Annotated in this window: 18 protein-coding genes; 7 read left to right on the top strand and 11 right to left on the bottom strand. The window is 42.5% G+C overall.

Annotated elements, in window-relative coordinates:
* Positions 1–148: 148 nt before the first annotated feature.
* Positions 149–1453 carry a DASH family cryptochrome gene (locus tag QT327_RS22535; RefSeq protein WP_149105175.1) on the bottom strand — a complete coding sequence of 435 codons (1305 nt, stop codon included), beginning with the start codon at positions 1451–1453 and terminating at the stop codon, positions 149–151.
* Positions 1454–1668: 215 nt separating this feature from the next.
* Here QT327_RS22535 and QT327_RS22530 point away from each other — a divergent pair, with 215 nt between their 5' ends.
* From QT327_RS22530 to QT327_RS22520, 3 genes are read left to right on the top strand one after another with little or no spacing between them, the layout of a single operon-like run.
* On the top strand, positions 1669–2535 hold the full coding sequence (locus tag QT327_RS22530) for a Rossmann-fold NAD(P)-binding domain-containing protein (protein WP_289554089.1): 867 nt from the start codon (positions 1669–1671) through the stop codon (positions 2533–2535).
* 17 nt (positions 2536–2552) lie between these two features.
* On the top strand, positions 2553–3476 hold the full coding sequence (locus QT327_RS22525; RefSeq protein ID WP_289554088.1) for a TIGR01777 family oxidoreductase: 924 nt from the start codon (positions 2553–2555) through the stop codon (positions 3474–3476).
* Positions 3469–4782: a cryptochrome/photolyase family protein gene (locus tag QT327_RS22520; protein WP_289554454.1), complete on the top strand. Its 1314-nt coding sequence runs from the start codon at positions 3469–3471 to the stop codon at positions 4780–4782. The genes QT327_RS22525 and QT327_RS22520 overlap by 8 nt, the downstream gene beginning before the upstream one ends.
* Here the strand turns inward: QT327_RS22520 and QT327_RS22515 are convergent.
* The 10 genes from QT327_RS22515 to QT327_RS22470 all read right to left on the bottom strand — a co-directional run bounded on the left by QT327_RS22515 (position 4779) and on the right by QT327_RS22470 (position 15040).
* Positions 4779–5690, bottom strand: a complete 912-nt coding sequence (locus QT327_RS22515) for an FKBP-type peptidyl-prolyl cis-trans isomerase (RefSeq protein ID WP_289554087.1) — start codon at positions 5688–5690, stop codon at positions 4779–4781. The two genes, QT327_RS22520 and QT327_RS22515, sit on opposite strands and share 4 nt — an antisense overlap.
* 81 nt (positions 5691–5771) lie before the next feature.
* Positions 5772–6329, bottom strand: coding sequence for an FKBP-type peptidyl-prolyl cis-trans isomerase (locus tag QT327_RS22510; RefSeq protein WP_289554086.1), 558 nt, complete (start codon positions 6327–6329; stop codon positions 5772–5774).
* A 217-nt stretch (positions 6330–6546) separates the two neighbouring features.
* Positions 6547–8118, bottom strand: coding sequence for a DHA2 family efflux MFS transporter permease subunit (locus tag QT327_RS22505; RefSeq protein WP_149105172.1), 1572 nt, complete (start codon positions 8116–8118; stop codon positions 6547–6549).
* Positions 8119–8214: 96 nt separating this feature from the next.
* A complete protein-coding gene (locus QT327_RS22500; RefSeq protein ID WP_130854426.1) occupies positions 8215–9327 on the bottom strand; it encodes an HlyD family secretion protein in 1113 nt (370 codons plus the stop codon).
* A 35-nt stretch (positions 9328–9362) separates the two neighbouring features.
* Positions 9363–10712: a TolC family protein gene (locus tag QT327_RS22495; RefSeq protein WP_130854427.1), complete on the bottom strand. Its 1350-nt coding sequence runs from the start codon at positions 10710–10712 to the stop codon at positions 9363–9365.
* Between the two features lie 8 nt (positions 10713–10720).
* Positions 10721–11362, bottom strand: a complete 642-nt coding sequence (locus QT327_RS22490) for a TetR/AcrR family transcriptional regulator (protein WP_013664960.1) — start codon at positions 11360–11362, stop codon at positions 10721–10723.
* A 389-nt stretch (positions 11363–11751) separates the two neighbouring features.
* Positions 11752–12357: an RDD family protein gene (locus tag QT327_RS22485; RefSeq protein ID WP_289554085.1), complete on the bottom strand. Its 606-nt coding sequence runs from the start codon at positions 12355–12357 to the stop codon at positions 11752–11754.
* A gap of 241 nt (positions 12358–12598) precedes the next feature.
* Positions 12599–13549: a toast rack family protein gene (locus tag QT327_RS22480; protein WP_130854429.1), complete on the bottom strand. Its 951-nt coding sequence runs from the start codon at positions 13547–13549 to the stop codon at positions 12599–12601.
* A gap of 89 nt (positions 13550–13638) precedes the next feature.
* Positions 13639–14187: a PspC domain-containing protein gene (locus tag QT327_RS22475; protein WP_130854430.1), complete on the bottom strand. Its 549-nt coding sequence runs from the start codon at positions 14185–14187 to the stop codon at positions 13639–13641.
* Between the two features lie 145 nt (positions 14188–14332).
* The gene (locus QT327_RS22470) at positions 14333–15040 is read right to left on the bottom strand and encodes an SDR family oxidoreductase (protein ID WP_130854431.1); all 708 of its coding nucleotides are present in this window, start codon (positions 15038–15040) and stop codon (positions 14333–14335) included.
* A 167-nt stretch (positions 15041–15207) separates the two neighbouring features.
* On the opposite strand from QT327_RS22470, the gene QT327_RS22465 reads away from it, so the two are divergent.
* The 4 genes from QT327_RS22465 to QT327_RS22450 all read left to right on the top strand — a co-directional run bounded on the left by QT327_RS22465 (position 15208) and on the right by QT327_RS22450 (position 18751).
* Positions 15208–15942: an MlaE family ABC transporter permease gene (locus tag QT327_RS22465; protein ID WP_013664955.1), complete on the top strand. Its 735-nt coding sequence runs from the start codon at positions 15208–15210 to the stop codon at positions 15940–15942.
* Between the two features lie 77 nt (positions 15943–16019).
* Positions 16020–16772, top strand: a complete 753-nt coding sequence (locus QT327_RS22460) for an ABC transporter ATP-binding protein (protein WP_013664954.1) — start codon at positions 16020–16022, stop codon at positions 16770–16772.
* A 159-nt stretch (positions 16773–16931) separates the two neighbouring features.
* The gene (locus tag QT327_RS22455) at positions 16932–17825 is read left to right on the top strand and encodes a class I SAM-dependent methyltransferase (RefSeq protein ID WP_289554084.1); all 894 of its coding nucleotides are present in this window, start codon (positions 16932–16934) and stop codon (positions 17823–17825) included.
* A gap of 278 nt (positions 17826–18103) precedes the next feature.
* Positions 18104–18751, top strand: a complete 648-nt coding sequence (locus tag QT327_RS22450; RefSeq protein ID WP_130854433.1) for a DUF6266 family protein — start codon at positions 18104–18106, stop codon at positions 18749–18751.
* Positions 18752–19034 lie beyond the last annotated feature (283 nt).

Genomic DNA, 19034 nt, shown 5'->3' with positions numbered 1-19034 from the left:
TTATAATACGATGTGCTGACAAAGTTATAAAATATCTGACGGAATGCACATTAAATCAAATTTAATTATAACGTCAGCACAAAAATTTGCTTGATAGTTACCGCACGGTGACGCACATTTTTTCTCAACAAGTTAAGCATGGAAATGTTTAGCTCGAATAAGACAATTGGGGGGTCCCCCAGCGTTTGACATATTCGCCTTGGGCGTCTAGTAAATTTTGCAACTTCTTGATATCGCGAATACCATTATCCTTGGTACTGCTGCCAACACCGGCAATATGTGCCCAATTGCCATAATTGGAGGCAGGGTTGTAATCAACCAGTTTGTCTTCAAAATAGGCAGCACCTAGCAGGTGGCTGATATTTAAGTTGCTTACGAGGTAATGTGCTACCAGCATCCGGGCAGTATGGGATATAAAACCTATTGTATTCAGCTGGTGCATGGCGGCATCGACGAAGGGATCGCCCGTCTCTCCTCGCTTCCACCGGTCGAATAAAGCGTCCCCCACCAGTTCATAAGCGGGTATTTCATTAGAGAAACCTTGCTGTAAAAAGAACTTGTTACCATGCTTTTTAAACATGAAGCGAAAGTAATCGCGCCACAACAAGCCGGTAATAATAGCTGCTGCTTGTTTTTTGGGCAGGCTTTTATCCTCATATTTTTTCACCGCATGATACACGGTATGCACCGACAAACATCCCATTGCTATCCAAGGCGACAAGACGGTTCCTTCTTCAGAACCAAAAGAGCCTGTCAATGATGCCGTATCAGCACCTGCCAATAAAGTCTCCAGACGCCTCAATCCCTCAGTTTCTCCGCCTTTAAAAGGCGATTGATCTGCTATTCCGATTAGATCAGCCGAAAAGCCGAGTGATGCCAAGGAAGGAATCTCGCTCGCTTCCAAATTATCGGGAACCTCAATTTTCACCGGCGTTTCTACCGAAGGTCGGATAGTTGTTTCCCGTTCTATTTTCTTCCTGAAGGTTGCAAAAGCATCGGGAATATCTTTAATTGGAAAGGGTAAATCTTCTTTATGATATAACGTGTGTCCTATAAAATGGCGTAGATTAAGTCGCTTCTTCCACAACGCTTCCTCTACAAGTGTCGAGATATGCGTTTCTTCCTTGGCAACCTCGCGATGGTGATATACTTCCTTTACCTGATATCGCTCTGCCAAGGTTGGCAGTATTTCCTCAGGATAACCGGAAACGACTAATAAGTCGGCACCCAATGCACGCAGGGAAAGTCGGAGGTCCTGTACACTTTCCAAGATAAATTTTGCACGAATAACACCGGTTTTATGCATTCCATTTTTTAAAGGAGTAAATTGACGGGGGTCAAAAACATATACCGGCACCACCCTGTCTGCCTTAGCAAGCGCCTGCCATAATATTTCATTATCACGCACGCGTAAGTCATTTCTAAACCAAACAAGGATTGTATCTTTATTCATTCTTAATATAGGAAACTTTTAATCTCAAATATACTGGTTTTTAAATTCATAAAACAAAAATAGCGGGATTCTCCGCAAGCTTTTACACCGCGTTAACAAACCTTGTTTAAACATGGTGTTTTTTAATGCTTTCCTTATGAAATACTTATTTCATTTTAAACTAAACAGAAAGAACGATATAATTGTAGTTATAAACGTGACATAGGCCTTGCGAAATGAATATACTAATTACCGGACTGAACAATTATTTGGGGAAGCGATTGGCGTGGCATCTTGCCGATGAAGGGTACCAAACATCTTGCTTGGTGCGGAATGAGAAGCATTTCTTGGAAACGACTGAAGAGCATCCGAATGTATCCGTTATACGTGGAGACTTAGTACGCGAACGTTATACACCGACGATTGCGGAACAGATAGATGTGGCCATTTACCTCAGTCAGGATTCTGCCGAATGGAGCGAGCAATACAAAAACCTCGAGCTTCTCTCGTTGATCAACTTTATTAAGCAAGCGAGAAAAAGCAATAGCCAACAACTTGTTTATATTACGCGTTTGCGTACACCTTTTATAAAAGAAGTGCAACAGATTTTGACGGATAGTTATATTTCTTATACCATTGTTAGGATCAGCAATATTATCGGAAAAGAGTCTATCTTGATGGAAATGATGAAAAAGGTGTCGTCGCGCTTCATTATCTTTGCCAATCAGCGTTTGGTAAAAATGCGTGCCCAACCGATTGCTCTGCAGGATTTGTTAACTTATCTAAGCTTTATCGTGCTTAATCCTGCCGCCTTTAATCAAAGCTTCGACATTGGTGGGCCCGACGTTCTGAGTTATAAAGAGATGCTGAAGGCTTACATGAAGCAGATACATATCACTAGGCCGATTATTTCAGTACCAAGCTTTAATAACCGTCTGTCCGCTTTTTTTATCAGTCTCACAACAGGTGTAAGCGTATCCACAGCGCGCGCCTTCGGCGAGAATATTACGCAAGATTTATTGTGCGAAAACAATCACATCCGTGATTTGTTTCCTCATGAATGCCTGACATTTGAACAAGCGCTCAAAGCGGCGCTTGCTTAAAGTTTAATACCGTACACATGAAGAGAATATTAATCACCGGGGCCTCGGGTATGGTCGGTGAGCACCTAACAGCAGCACTTACGAAAAAGGGGTACATCGTTCACGCCCTCGTACGCAAGCCACAACGGGATAGCGAACAGGTAAAATACTTTACCTGGAATGTGGAGGAGGGTATAATAGACAAGACTTGTATAGAAGAGGTGGATGCGATTGTTCATCTCGCCGGTGAAAATATTGGAAAAAGACCGTGGAGTAAAAATGTACGAACGAAGATCCTAAAAAGCCGCACCGATAGTATCGGACTTATTTATAAATTATTATCAACCGGTAATCACCAGGTAAAGCAGGTGGTATCGGCTTCCGGAACGGGCTATTACGGCAATAAACGGGACGAATTATTGAGTGAAGACCGTGTTCCTGCGGACGACTTCCTGGGTCAGACTTGTTTTGCCTGGGAGATGGCCGTAGCAAAAGGTCGGTCGCTCGGGCTTCGTACGGTTTCTTTGCGGTGTGGTGTGGTGTTCACCAAAGAAGGCGGTGCCTTATCCAAAATAGCTGCACCTATTAAACTTGGACTTGGGGCTACTTTAGGAAGCGGAAAACAATATATTCCTTGGATCCATATCCAGGATGCCGTTAATATGTATATCTACGCTTTGGAGCACCCGGGATTACAGGGAGTCTACAACATGGTAGCTCCGGAACCTGTCACCAACAAACAATTAAATCAACAGATTGCAAAGATTTTAGGTAAACCGCTGTGGCTGCCGCCTGTCCCTGCTTTCGTCCTGAAATCCATTATGGGTAAAATGAGTGAGTTACTATTGGATAGTGCAAAAGTATCGCCCGACAAAATACTTAACGCTGGCTTTCGGTTTACCTATCCCACCATAGAAACTGCTTTAAAACATATTTTTGAAAGAGAAAAGAGGGATGAGTAGGAAAGAGCGCCCCTGTATATTCTGGTTCAGACGTGATCTACGCCTACAGGATAATCATGCGCTGTATGAGGCGTTGCGTAGCGGATACAAAGTCCAACCCGTATTCATTTTTGACACTGCGATATTGTCGAAGTTGGAAGATCGCGATGATGCCCGAGTTTCATTTATCCATCGTGAGCTGAGAGCCATAAACAAACAGCTGGAACAACAAGGCTCCGGCATCGCCTTTTACCATGATGAGCCAAATAAAGCTTGGGAAGAAATTGTAAAAGAATTCGACCCCATAGCGGTATATTTTAATCATGATTATGAACCTTATGCGCGAAAGCGAGATAAAGAAATAAGTGATTTTCTTAGGCAATACCATATTGCCGTTTATACCTTTAAAGATCAGGTCATTTTTGAAAAGGAAGAAGTCCTGAAGAGTAATGGCGAACCTTATACCGTATTTACCCCTTATAGAAATTGTTGGCTCGCTCAATTAGGTGAATCCCATCTTAAAAATTATCCAAGTGAGCGTCACTTAGCGGCACTCCGATCTCATTGGCAAACGATTCCCACACTAAAAGAGCTAGGATTTGTTGCTACCAAACAAACTTTTCCGAGTAAAAGCTATAAGACGGTTATAGACGATTATCACCATACACGCGATATCCCTGCGGACGAAAAAGGCACAAGCCATTTGAGTGTACACCTCCGTTTTGGGACGGTCAGTATTCGTTCACTGATAAAGGATGCACGACAAGCGAGCGAAAAAACATGGCTAAATGAGCTGATCTGGCGCGAGTTCTATATGATGATTTTATGGCACTTTCCTGAAACAGTTAACAAGGCCTTTAAATCTGCTTACGACCGAATTCATTGGCGTAATAATGAAAGCGAATTTGACGCGTGGTGCCAAGGGAAAACCGGTTATCCGCTGGTAGATGCCGGTATGCGGCAATTGAATGAGACGGGCTTTATGCATAATCGAGTACGGATGGTGGTGGCTAGTTTTTTGTGTAAACATTTGCTGATCGACTGGCGATGGGGAGAAGCCTATTTTGCGCGAAAATTACAGGATTATGAACAAAGCAGTAATGTAGGAAACTGGCAGTGGGCTGCCGGATCAGGCAACGATGCGGCTCCTTATTTTAGGGTATTTAATCCGGAGATACAATTAAAAAAATTTGACCCCAAGCTCGTTTATGCAAAACGCTGGATTCCCGAATTGGATGACCCCTTTCGCTATCCTAGCCCCATTATAGAACATAAAAAAGCCCGCGAGCGGGCTTTGGAGGTGTATAAAAGTGCTTTGAAGGATTAGTCATCGTTCTCTGTCTTCCGCACAGAAATTTCAAAGTCCAACGCGGTAAAGGGTGGTGTCGAAGACGATCCGGAATATCCATACGCTTGTGTTGAAGGTGTAAGAAAACGGACCGTTCCTCCCTGATTTATTTTGGGAAGAATTTCTTTCCAAGCATTAACAGCTAATCCCGATATCAAAAACCTTGCAGAATCTTGACTCTCAAGTTCGGTACCGTTCATTAAATGCAATTTATATGAGCAAGTAATTGTCGAATCAACCGTAATTGGATTACCGTCACCCTGCTCAGTAATTTGATAATATATTCCAGTCTCGGTTTTTGTAAAATCGGCAGTATCTAGTCCTGCAGCCTGCATTCTCTTTCGTATGGACAAGTCCTCATAAGCCGGCATACTCGCACTATCAATGACCCGAATCACATAATCCATGGAAGCATTGGAAGGTATCCCCAAATCGGTGTTTCCATTTCGACCGTAAGGCAATAAGCGTGACGGGATAAGCACCCGAATTTGACCATCCGTCTTCTTCAACATGCTTCGGATAGCCATTTTTAAGCCTTCTTCTCGTTCAATTTGCTGCTGATAGGCAGGGCTCGTGGAAATCGCGGTGCCCTGCGGAGCGGCCCCCAAGAAATAGCCCAAATAATCAAAATAACGACTGGCGGAAGCAAAGGTATCGGTTACGCTATAAACACCATCCAATGAGCGCACGGTATAGACCAAGGCGTACCGACCGGTATAGTCGATATCATTCCCCTTTCCCTCTTCCAATATTTGATAATACATACCGCTATTGCCAAGGGGTTGAACCGTTAAGTTGTTAGCCCGTATATAGGAATCAATACTGACCGCATCAAGTTCTTCGATGCTTTGGTACTCCTGTTTCTTACAGGCTGCGAAAAGGCTCATGCCCAATAAACTTAATAAGGATATTCTTTTGATAGAAAGGTTCATTTATACTTTATCTCTTGTCTCTAAATTATGTGAAAATCAATTCATTGCTTTGGGCTTGTCGGCATCGGTGATATCCAAAACCTCCAGTTCATAGTCAAGTGGCGAATTTTCCTTGACAATACCATAGGGACGGTCTTGATAGCCATATACGGAAGGTGTGATGATTCTGATTTTAGCGCCGATACGTAAACCACCTTCCAATAATCCGCCAACACTTTTTGGATAAAAGGCAATTTTCCAAGCCAAAATCCGCCCGGTATCGGTTTCGGAAGTTAGCAACGGTTTATAAGGAATGGAATCCAAGCTTGTGTTTTCTTCAAAGATCGTGCTATCCAACATACGTGCTGTATATTTTACCCGGATCAGTTTATTTTTCAGCTGTTCTTTGTTTGTTGTCGAATCGATTGTCAGGTAATCGACAGCCGTAGTCCCCGAATCGCTCAAGACATACCAAATACCGGTCTCCTGATGAAGCTTGGCCGAATCGGACAAGCCATGTGCCGTAATATAAGAAGCAATCATAGGCGCTTCTCGCTCCAACACCAGCTGTTGATCATAGACATAGACTTCCTCCTTATCGCATGAAACTGCCATAAGCCCCATTATAATAAAGAAAATGAGGGTGTAGAGTCTGCCCATAAAATTCAATACAATGCTATTTGCAAAGTTATTGAATTAATTGGTTAAATGCATGTATTAACATTTTTTAACATTGATGCAAGCAATAAGCTTTAAGCCATAGGCGAGCGCCATTCAACACTCGCCTTTTTGAACTTTTACTTTTTATTTTTGAATTTTTACTTTTTACTTTTTAATGCACATTCGACATATCCAGTTTAGCTTTCGCATTTTTCAACATAAGGATAAAAGGCACACAGATTAAGAACATGATACCGATATATAAGAACACGTCCATGTAAGAAAGCACTGAGGCCTGGTTCATAAGCGACCCATCCATCGCTTTCAGCGCGGCAGCTTTAGCTTGGTTGGGTGCCATACCATGTTGCATAAAATTACTTACCATCCCTTGATATCGCTGTTGAAACAAGGGATTGTTCGGGTTGATATGCTCAATTAAATTATTACGATGTAGGGCATTTTGCCGGGTCATAAAGGTAGTAATCAAAGCGATACCGAAGGAACCACCTAACTGCCGCATCATCCCGGTGAAGGCTGCTCCTTGACCGATCTGCGCCCCTTTTAAGGTGGAAAGTGATAGGGTACTTACCGGAATGAATAGCATACTCATGGCTAAACCGCGCAGCATCAGCATCCAAAAGAAATTGCCCTCCCCTGTATCCGGCGTTATAATACGAAAACCCCAAAAACAGAACATAAAGAAGAGAAACATTCCCATAGCGGCCAGGTATTTTTGTTTCACCCCCCGCTGCAGGACCTGTCCGATGATCGGCATCATAAAGGCCGTGACCAATGAAGACGGCACCATCAAAAGACCCGCCTGATAAGCCGTCCAACCGAGGTTGTTTTGTGTATAAAGCGGAATAATGAATGTTGATCCGTACAAACCAAACCCCATAATAAAGGAAAGGATCGTGCCCACCCGTAAATTGGCATCTTTCAGTACGCGCAACTCGACAATCGGGTTTTTGACCGTGAGTTCGCGCCAGATAAATAAATAAACACAAGCCGCACAAAGAATGGTAAAGGCCAAAATCATACTGTTATTGAACCAATCTTCTTCTTGTCCGCGTTCCAATACAAACTGCAACGATCCGACGGCCCCGGCCAGAAATACAATCCCCCACCAGTCAATTTCCCGCGCCGACCGCTTCTCGCCGTATTTAGGACTTTTAACGAACTTAAGTGTCAGCATGGTTGCAATTACACCAATTGGAATGTTGATATAAAAGATGTAAGGCCAGCTATAATTTTCAACGATATACCCACCGAGCGGAGGTCCCAGCGTAGGTCCGACGATGACTCCCAAACCATACAAAGCCTGAGCCATGCTTCTCTTTTCAATCGGGTACACTTCCGTGATAATGGTTTGAGAGGTTACCAACAGGGCACCACCCCCTACCCCTTGTAGAAACCGGAATAAAATCAATTCCCACATGGCGGTTGAATTACCACACAGAAAAGAACATATGGTGAAAAGAATAACCGAGGCGGCGAAATAATTGCGCCGACCGAATTGTTGAGAAAGGAAACTCGTTAGCGGCACTACGATGACGTTACCAATGGCATAAGCCGTAATGACCCAACCAATCTCGCTCAGCGTAGCGCCCATATTACCGCGCATCTCATTGAGCGCAACATTGATGATGGTGGTATCCACAATCTCCAAGAGCGCACATAAAATAGCTGTTATGGTAATAATTGCCCGCCGCCAACCATATTCAACTAAAGAATTTTGTTCCATATATTTTAAGATTTCAGCCTCCAGCCATCAGCAATCAGCTTTTTATTCAATACTTCCAATCTATAAATCCGAGAGCTGAAAGCTGATTTCCGACAGCTAATTAAGATGCACATCTACCAATACGTTCATTCCGGTACGGATTTTTTGAATCAATTCAGGACTTTGTCCCTCGTTAAAATCGATCCTCACCGGAATGCGCTGTACTACTTTCACAAAGTTACCGGAAGCGTTGTCGGGCGGTAACAAAGATTGAGCGGCACCGGTTGCCGGAGAGAAAGAAGCAACCACGCCTTCTAAGGTAGAGTCAGGATAAGCATCCACTTTAATAGACACTTTTTGTCCCGTTTTCATTTTAGTGAGTTGTGTCTCTTTAAAGTTTGCGATTACCCATTTTTCGGTAGTTGGAACAATGTTGAAAAGCGATTGCCCAGCTCCTAAAAATTGTCCCGGTTGCAAGTTCACTTTACCTACCTGACCGTCAATTGAAGCCGTAATCACGGTATAAGAAACATTTAACTTAGCTGCTTCCACTTCTGCTTCCCGTTGCTTAATGGTTGCCTCCGCTACCGATGCCTGCCCGGCACTAACGGATTTCTGCGTACCAACCGCAGCGGCTTGTCTTGCGGCCGATTGTTTCTGTGTTTGTAACACATCGAGCTGTCTTTGTGCCAACTGTTTGGTGGCTAAAGCCTCTTCATACTGTTGTTGCGTAATGCTATGATCCTTAATCAGATTCTCGTAACGCTTAAAATCATTTTCTGCCCGCCAAAGATTAACTTTTGCTGATTCAATCTGCGCTTCTACCGTGTTCACATTCACCTGAGAAGTACTGATATTGGCTTGGGCCACTTGAATACCCGCACCTGCTACATGGGCATTGCTCCGTGCGCTAGCCAATGAAGCCTCAGCCTGAGCTAAACTAACCTGATAATCCCGATCATCCAGGATCACCAAGGTATCTCCTTTATGCACCATTTGGTTATCGCTTACGCGGACCTCCTTGATATAACCGGATACGCGCGGAATAACCGGACTGATCGTCGACACGATCTGTGCATCATCTGTTTCTTCGTGTTTCTGAGCGTGTAAATATTTAATTACACCATATGTTCCTCCCACTAGGATGAGCAGAACGAAAACAATCGCAAAACCCTTATTTCCGGATTTTTTTTCCGGTTCTTTTGCCGTAGTTTGATTATTGGTTTCCATATTTTATTGCTAATACCTTTAAATCTCTTATTTGTTTATTCCCCTACGCTTACACCAGCGCTTTCATACAATTTATTATAAGCTACTACCGCATCGGCCTTTGCATATTCATAATCAATGCCTGCCTGTAAACGAGCCACATCGGCGTCCAACAAGTCGGTGGTAGTGGCTAGGCTGTTATCATATTTATTTTTAGTAATGCGATAATTCTCATTGGCTTGTTCCACGGCCTTTTCATATACTTGAATTTTTTTCAGGCTTTGCGTATAATCCTGATATGCTTTATGTATATCGATCCGTATCCCATCTTTCAATTGTTCCTGGTTCCATGCCAATTGTTCCTCCTGCGCTTTAGCCTGTTTAACTTTTGCTCCTGCTTTGTAAAGCGAAGCTAAATTATAACTCAAACCTACCCCGGCATTTAGGGCGTTGGTAACGGTTAGTGCGTGTGGAACATTGATACCGACATATCCCGCCGAAACCGCAAAAGACGGGTAGTACGATCCTTTTGCTACTTTCACATTCGCATGTGCAGCATCTTGTCGGCTCGAGAGCGCCTTGAAATCGGCGCGATTGTCCAAAGCCAGGCTTTCCCAGTCGGCCAGCGACTTGACTTGAGGTTTAACAGAAAGACCGGTGGTGTCTAAAACCAACCTGGTGCTTTCATCTAACCCCAGCATTAAATCAAAATTAAAATTTGTTATCTTCTCATTGTTCTCGGCATTCAGCAGCGCCAATTCTAAATTGCTTTCCTGAAGTTGAACTTTTAAGAGGTCATTTCTAGCCACCAGACCGTTCGCCTCCATATTAGCGAAATCTTTTACGCGCTGCTTTGAAGTATTCAGGTTTTCTGTCACCAGTTTTACCGCTGCTTGTGCTTTATATAAATTATAATACGCGGCAATGGTATTTTGTATCACCTCTTGCTTGTTCCGTTCGGCATCCAGTTCAGCTGCTTTTTCCAAATATTTAGCCGAAGCAATGCCATTAGTAATTTTACCACCGGCGAAAATCGGCAAGCTAGCGGTAGCCATCCCAAACATAGCTTGGCTAACATTCGGCATTTCGCTACCCGAACCTTCCCCTGATTCTTCCGATCCGGATCCCTGTAACTTAAAATCCACATTCGGTTTATTAACCCGCATGTATTGTCCGGAAATATCAATATCGGGCAGGCGGTTATCCTTCGCTTCTTGCAAAGAAGCTAAGGCCTGTTTAACCTTACTATCGCTCACTTTTAATTCTTTACTGTTTTCCAAGCTTAAATCAATCGCTTGTTGTAAAGTGAGCGTTCTTTGTTCCTGTGCTAACACCGTATTGCCTGCTATAACCAGCAAGCAACACCCTACTAAAAGTTTATTCACTTTATTTATTATATTATCCATTTTTGCTCTTATCTTTTTAATTCCGGTTGGGTCAGGTAAGCAATGAACATTTGCTTGAGATGATTCCGCAGTATTTTGATTTTTTCCTGTTGAAAATTCTCGGCTTCCGAGCCTTCCAGCTTGGCATTTTGTGCTTCGTAGCGACAATTGGCGAGCATCTGATTCACACTTCCAATCAATACGGAGGATAAAAAGAACACGTTTACATCCTTACGAAAAACACCAAGCCGCTGTCCCGCCTTTACAGCTCGCTCCATGAGCTTCCGGTTTTTGGTTTTCATCTCAAAAATCATATCAAACAGCGGTCCTTCCTGTAAAATACTGGCTTCGCGGGTCATAAGTCGATTAAATCGTTGCCTACTGTAGAGCGTGTCAATAAATACATCGATTATCTGTTCGACTTTTTCAAAGGCTGTACTGTCCTTTTCATAAAGAATACTCTCTAATTTGCCCGTAATAAACGTAAAGTGCTTTTTAAAAAGGGCTTCCAGCAATTTTTCTTTCGATCCGAAGTAGTAGGACACCATGGCTACATTGACTTCCGCGGCCTGTGCAATATCGCGGATGGAGGTCTTATCATATCCCTTCTCTGAAAATAAACGAAGGGCGGTGTCCATAATTAAAAGCTGCTTCTCACTGTATTCAGTCATCACTTAATGAATTAATGGGCGCAAAGTTAAACAAACGTTTAATTCAAACAAGCGTTTAACTCATTTGATAACATTAACGTAATACGCATCTGAAATAATCTATTGAAAATCAACAAATTATGAATTGTCTTTTTTTTGTAAAACGATTTCGTGTTGTTGAGTGACGGAATTAATGATGAATAACCGAACAAAGTGTGTTCATGAACACTTAAAAAACAGATAGTGAATAATTAGCTAATGGGATAATTATTCATTAGTGTTAACTTCAAAGGGCATTATTCATAGTCAATTACTTTTTTATTGGCATTCATGAGCTCATTGCACTCGGTTCATGAGCTCCCCTAGGGTCGGTTAGCCAATGTAAGCAGAAAAACCATTGCCAATCGCTGCTAAATAAGTCTTCCTTTAATCACTAAAGTGCGCGCTAATTTGTCGTGGACACACTGTTGCTTACGATCCATAAAGCCAATTAAATAACTCACGCCTAAAGTCAGTAAGCCTGTAATTTTGGCCATATTTCTCCAAAGCGCTCTTCCAAAGCCGATAGGATTGCCTTTCGTGTCGGTTACTTTAATTTGCAACAGCAATTTTCCAGGTGAAGCGTTTTTAGCGGAGCCCTCACCGATCACACATATAATGAATTTGAATAAAGGAACTGTCAATAGGCCGAAAAGGAGGTAAGTCCATTGCTCCTGTTTATGCTCGGCTTTGATCACAATCGCCAGGGCGAAACAACAGTAAATGAGAAAAGCGAAAAAATAGTCGATGGCCGCAGCTAGTAGCCTAACATCTAAGGTAGCATAGTATTGAGGCAGCGCCCGTTCGTATGCTATGCCCAATTTTGCACTGAGATCCGGAATTTCCCTCAGTTCTTTGTAATCATCCCAACCGTCTTCCTTGATAAAGTCTGTACCCACTAATCCCATCGTCCTTAGTTCCGATAAACTAAGTGGTCCAAATGGTTTGCCATTTTTTACTATGTAGTATGATGTCAAATTAAAAATTCAAAATTAAAAATTCAAAAAGCCTCGCTCCCGGAAGATGGCCCGCCTCCAGCAGGGATGACCTGTCTCCCGGAGGGATGATAAAAAACATCCTACCTTACACCAATCTCATCCAACAGCTCATACCTAAAATCTAAAATGTTATGCGCTAAACCGCTAACACCTAAAACCTAATACCTTAACACCTTATGCCCTAAGCCCTAAAGCTCATGCCCAAAACCCTACACCTCCACTAATATCTTTTTACCGAAAATGAACTAAGCCCACCCTTTAAATCAATTAAATATTTATTTCCTGCCTGTTCAAAGCCTTCCGTTATATAAGACCCATCGTTCTGTTTAATAAATCCGGGAAATTCCTTAGAAGATAATCCGGACTTCACATCAATCCGGGCAGCGGCTTCCTTGGGAATTTCTATTTCTACGCTTGCTACACCTGACTCTGCGTCAATGATTGACTCGCCAATCGGCATACCCAGTTTTGTCTCAAAAGAAGCAGCGCCTCCTTTGAGCGTAAGGCGTTCAATTTTATATCGGCTTAAGTCGAAATCGACGGCTCCGGCTCCGACATCCACTCTGATAGTCCAAAGCGGGTTGGTATTCAAAGACATCTCAACCTCATTGTTCCCCTCACCATCGATATTCCAGTTCTTTTTCTTTACATCCTTCATTCTAAAGGTCAATTCAGCCACCGAGTCTTTGGTAGTCGTTTGAAGTACATGCCCCGAAAAAACACCACGCGAATGCGCGCTAAACAGTTCCGCGGCCTCCCCATCCATCTTGTACTCAACGGCACCACCTTTGATTTCGAGGTGGGCTTTTCGAATGCTTGGGCTATAGGGGCTCGAAAAATCCGCATTTTTCACCTCCCCGGCGATGTCGTTATCCCCCCGGTCTTTATTATCACCGCCGTCTTCATAGCTTATATGCCCTCCCCATATTCTACTCGGTTTTGATACCTGAAAGCCTATAAAAATCAAAACCGCAATAGTTGCAACCACTGAGATGGCATTGCCTACCCCATGCTTAGGTAACAGCAAGTTAACCCCCAGAATGATCAGAAACACCGGCCAAAAACGCCATAAACTCGACCAATAAAAAGAGATAACTCCCGTGTTACTTAATAGCCACATGACGCCGATAAAAAGCAGCACCAATCCCCAATTTAATCTTTCTCTATTCATATTCAATATATCTTAACGGTCGACACCAAGGAGCACGACCTATTGCTCCGTTTTATACCACAGCGTTACAGTTTGTTTTATGTACGCAGCTACGAAGGTTGTTCCGATTCGCTCTCTTCCGGTTTTTCCTTATCCTTAGGTTGTGCTATCAGTGGCTCTTCCGCTGCCTGACCTTTTCCGAGCTTGAAAGAGCTAAAGATGCTTATCAGTCCACCCACCACAAAAACAAGCGGCCAGTATTTGATAAGCTCCTCCCAAGTAATAAAATCCAATTGCAATAACAAAAAGAAAGTACCAATGAGCAGCAACGCGACGCCTACCGACCTTCGTTCCCTCTGTTTTCGCCGTTCCAAGTGATGGAATACATCCTCTCCTCCTACCGTAAACGTCTTCTCCATGTGCGGCCGGCCGTAGGGTTCCTGAAACCCGGGAAAAACAAAAGGTTTACGAGGTACTACAATCCACATAATCACATAGGCGATCGGACCTATCAGGCCAATCCCCGCAGCACTAAAAAATATGCTGAGTACAAAAATCACCCGTATCCAGGCCTTATCAATACCCAGATATTCCCCCAGGCCGGCACAGACGCCACCAAGCATGCCTTCCTGTTCATTTCTCCTAAGTTCCTTTTCCATGGTTATAAGCTATATGCTGTAATTTTTAGCCATCGGAAATCAGCTTCACTTTAGGCTTGAGCCATAGACGATAAGCTTTAAGCTTGCCCACCATCACATTGGCTAATCATTGGCTCATCGCCACATCACCGCTTCCAACACCCAACTAAATCTCCAAATCGAGCGGCCTGATAACGATTTCATCCACATTAGCTCCTTTGCTCATCTTTAAGCAAGTCACTACGGCATCTGCAATATCCTCCGCTGCTACAAATTTCTCAGAAGGGATATCCACACCCTCCCAAGAAGAAGTATACGTAGAGCCCGGAATAATTTCTGTAACCTTAACCCCATATGTTCCAAGCTCTTGCCTCAATATAGCTGTTAGACCATGTACTGCATACTTTGTTACACTGTATGAAGCAGCTTTTACAAAAGGCGATTTACCGGCTACCGATCCGACATTGAAAACGTGTCCACTCTTTCTTTGACACATTTTCTTACCAAAATAAACAGCCAAATAATGCGTACACAGCACGTTAACCGCCAAGTGATCGGCCAAAGATTCGGGTGATTCCTCCAAAAAGCCCCCCGGTACAAAAAGTCCGACGTTATTCACTAAGACATCCAAGTGAGAAAAAAAAGCATCGGTTTGCAGGGCCAGTGCTTTCACTTGCTGCTGATCCTTACAATCTGCAACCTGATAATAAAAACGTTGATTCGGATACCGGGATTCAAGCGCTGATTGTAAGGTAAGTAAGTCATTTTCTGTTCTGGCAGACAGCAAAATATCAAAGCCTTCTTTTGCCAAAGCACAGGCAATGCTCTTTCCAATTCCTTTGGTGGCACCCGTAATGAGCGCACATTTTTTCATATCGTTATAAATTATTAATGTTGATTGTTCGCTTTAGGCTCTTTGCCCAACAAACAAATATATCAAATTGCTGTTTGTATTTCTGTTTAGCCAGCCGAATCGCTAAATTGCATATGAATGCAATTTTATATAAGTTTGGTGATAATATATTTTCTTGAGACACATATATGTTTTTTACGAGCTTCGGCAAATATCTTTTACTGTTAAAATCAGTTTTTAAAAAACCTGAAAAAGCGAGTATTTACTGGAAAGAGATTATGCATGAGATGAACAGTATCGGCGTAGGCTCTTTGGGCTTGATCGCCATTATTTCTACGTTCATAGGTGCGGTTATGACCATGCAGATCGCTTTTCAATTAGTGTCTGATCTTATTCCAAACTCCATCATAGGCCAAATCAACCGCGACTCGAGTATATTGGAATTAAGTCCTACCATCTCTGCGCTCGTTTTGGCAGGAAAAGTAGGTTCGTCCATCTCTTCCCAAATCGGTTCTATGCGTGTTACCGAACAGATTGATGCCTTGGAAATCATGGGAATTAATGCTCCCGGCTACTTAATTTTACCAAAGATCTTAGCGGGCATTACCATGGTACCGGTTCTGGTTATCCTATCTATATTTTTGGCACTGAGTGGTGGCTTGATCGGTGGCGCCCTTTCCGGAGCTGTAACGCCAGCTGATTATATTATGGGTATTACAGGAGACTTCAACGGCTATACCGTGGCGGTAGCCTTGGTAAAGGCATTTGTATTCGGTTTTGTGATTACATCCGTAGCTGCTTATCATGGTTTCTATGTAAAAGGAGGCGCTTTGGAAGTTGGGCAAGCGAGTACAAAAAGTGTCGTCGTCAGCTGTATTATGATCTTGGCCACGGATTATGTAATTACAGCGTTAATGCTCTAAAAAGCGATTAGTTATTACCATTAGCCCTTAGCTAAACGAGCTAATATATAAAAGCTAACGGCTAAAAACCAAAAACAATGATTAACGTTCAGGACATATATAAATCCTTTGGTGACAATGATGTGCTTAGAGGCATATCTGCCAAATTTGAAGCCGGTAAAATCAGTTTAATCATCGGAGGCTCCGGCTCAGGAAAGAGCACCTTACTCAAGTGCATGGTTGGTTTGCATGAGCCAAACAAAGGAAAAGTGCTTTATCAGGACCAGGACTTTACCCGGATGAATTTTGAAGAGCGTATTCCAATCCGAAAGGAAATTGGCATGCTTTTTCAAAACTCAGCCCTATTCGATTCGATGACAGTAGAGGAGAACATCACTTTTCCTTTACAGATGTTCAGTGACATGAGCAAAAAAGAGCGCATTGAACGCGCTAATTTCTGTTTAGAACGTGTAAATCTGGAAGGGCGGAATAAACTTTATCCTGCAGAACTTTCAGGCGGGATGAAAAAACGGGTTGGGATTGCCCGAGCCATTGCCATGACGCCCAAATACCTTTTTTGCGATGAGCCCAATTCCGGTCTGGATCCACGTACTTCCATTGTCATTGACGAACTAATCCAAGACATTACAGAAGAATACAACACAACAACCGTTGTTGTTACACATGATATGAACTCGGTAATGGGCATCGGTCAATATATATTATTTCTATATCAAGGAGAAAAGAAATGGGAAGGATCGAACAAAGAAATTGCCCATACCGACGTTGAGGAGCTAAACGATTTTGTTTTCGCCAGTCCATTCATGAAAATAGCCAAGGAGAAGTTTTAGTAAAGCTGTAGGCTATATGCATTAGGCCTTAGGAGCGTAAGATTCTAGGCTTATTGCTTTGTAGCTTGGAACTTATCGCTTCCACCTAGCCTATAGCATAAAGCTTAATACCTCTTATAACCAATAACAAATCATTATCTTTGCCAAAAAATTAACGCTTTGACACAGACATCCAGCATACAGCTTTTGACTCCTCAATATTGGAAAGACTATGAATTGATTGATTCCGGAAATTTTGAAAAATTGGAACGCTTCGGTCAGCTTGTACTGATTCGTCCGGAACCGCAAGCAGTTTGGCCAAAAGCGCTGAATGAAGGAGAATGGAACAAACTTCACCATATCCGTTTCAAAGGCCGTTCGGCTACTACCGGAGACTGGCTCAAGAAGGATGCTAAAATAGCTGATAGATGGCATATCACCTATAAAAATCCTGACGTAGAAATTAAGTTCCGGCTGGGACTTACCTCCTTTAAACACGTAGGCATATTCCCCGAGCAAGCGGTTAATTGGGACTATATCTCATCGACTGTCAAATCCTTTAAAACGCCAAAGCCAAAAGTTTTAAACCTCTTTGCTTACACCGGCGGAGCTTCGTTGATCGCTCGGGCCGCAGGCGCCGATACAACTCATGTTGACTCTATTAAACAAGTGGTTACCTGGGCAAATGAAAACCAGGAACTCTCGGGTTTAGCAGATATACGCTGGGTTGTAGAAGACGCTTTAAAATTTGTTAAGCGCGAACTAAAAAGAGGGAATAAATATAATGGTATTATCCTTGATCCACCAGCTTACGGCCACGGCCCCAAAGGGGAGAAATGGAAATTAGAAGACCACATTACCGAAATGATGTTCGATGTGGTTAAGTTATTAGACCCCAAGGAACATTTTTTAATCCTCAACACATATTCCCTAGGTTTTTCCTCTGTAATCGTGGAAAATCTTATCAAAAGCGCTTTCCCTTCGGTCAAAAATTTAGAGACGGGCGAATTATTCCTTCAAGCCACTGCTGGAAGTAAATTACCTTTAGGCGTATTTGGAAAATTCAGAAGCTAACGTGAAATAGCACCACCTACAGTTGCTTACGATTAATACTTAAGTCGCGGCCCTTTTTCAGTCCGGATAATATCCCTTTTATTATTGTCGTTACTTTTATTTTGTAAATCAGTAGGACTTTATTCGGATCTTGTTCGGAGCTTATTCGGATAAAAGCAAATAAAATCCTAATTTTTTCCGAATTTTAATAAAACAGTTACTAGTTTAGTAGTATAAATCGTATATCAACATTCTCTAAAGTTGATATTGTATCTAGGAACCTTTAATGATAATCCGTCATGGGAAGAGTAACTAATGGAGCTAACGGCCCAATTTCAGGAAAAGTAGGAAGCGTTGTATTCTGCAAGTGGAAAGGAATCGACTATGTTCGTGGATTACCGCGTATCAACAAAAACCGAAAACCTACCAAATCACAAGCCAAGCAGCGCAGCAAGTTTAGCTTTATGCAAGAAAAGTTGAAACCCATAGTTCCTCTTGTTCGTTTAGGTTTTATGAACTACGCGACTAATAGAACCGGTCACAATTCAGCCATGTCGTATAACTTGAAGGAAGCTGTTTTAGAAACAACCGATGGTTATAAATTGGACTACGAAAAGTTCTGTTTTAGCAAAGGAATCCTTCCTCCACCCGAAGGTGTTCAGGTAGAGCAGAAGAATAAGAAGCTTTATATTAGTTGGAAAAATACATCCATAGACTCTAAACTGAACCGGAACCGAACCATGCTGCTCTTATATCCGGAAGACAGGTTAACTTTCGCAGAAGCAAAACAATTCGGGAATTGTAGGTTTGAACTGCATGACGAGATCGCACTACCTGCAGGACTTAAAATTGGCACGAAGCTTCACCTTTATTTGTCATTTTTTGCTACGGATGGTAGCAACAATAGTTCAGATAGCGTATACGCGGGTGTTATAGAAATTCAATAATTTTCCTACCTTTACTTTAAGCAGGTTCTTATTCCCTGTCGAATAACATTATTTGGCACGACGGTCCTCTTTTGTTGCTAAAACGGTAACAAGACACTCCTTTGTACGTCTTAATAATCATGGAACACAACGAAATCCCAAAAAAGAATAAATTCATTGTCTGGCTTAAACGGCTCGGTTTCTGGGGTTTTCTTTTCTTTTTACTGAAAGGAATTTTGTGGCTGATATTGGGCTACTGGGTGTTTAAGCAATAGTAAAGCCAGCTATTTTTTAATTTTTAGTT

It is taken from the genome of Olivibacter sp. 47, assembly GCF_030372825.1.
GTDB lineage: Bacteria > Bacteroidota > Bacteroidia > Sphingobacteriales > Sphingobacteriaceae > Olivibacter > Olivibacter oleidegradans.
The sequence above is the reverse complement of the archived record's forward strand: the minus strand, read 5'-3'. Positions and strand labels throughout refer to the sequence as shown.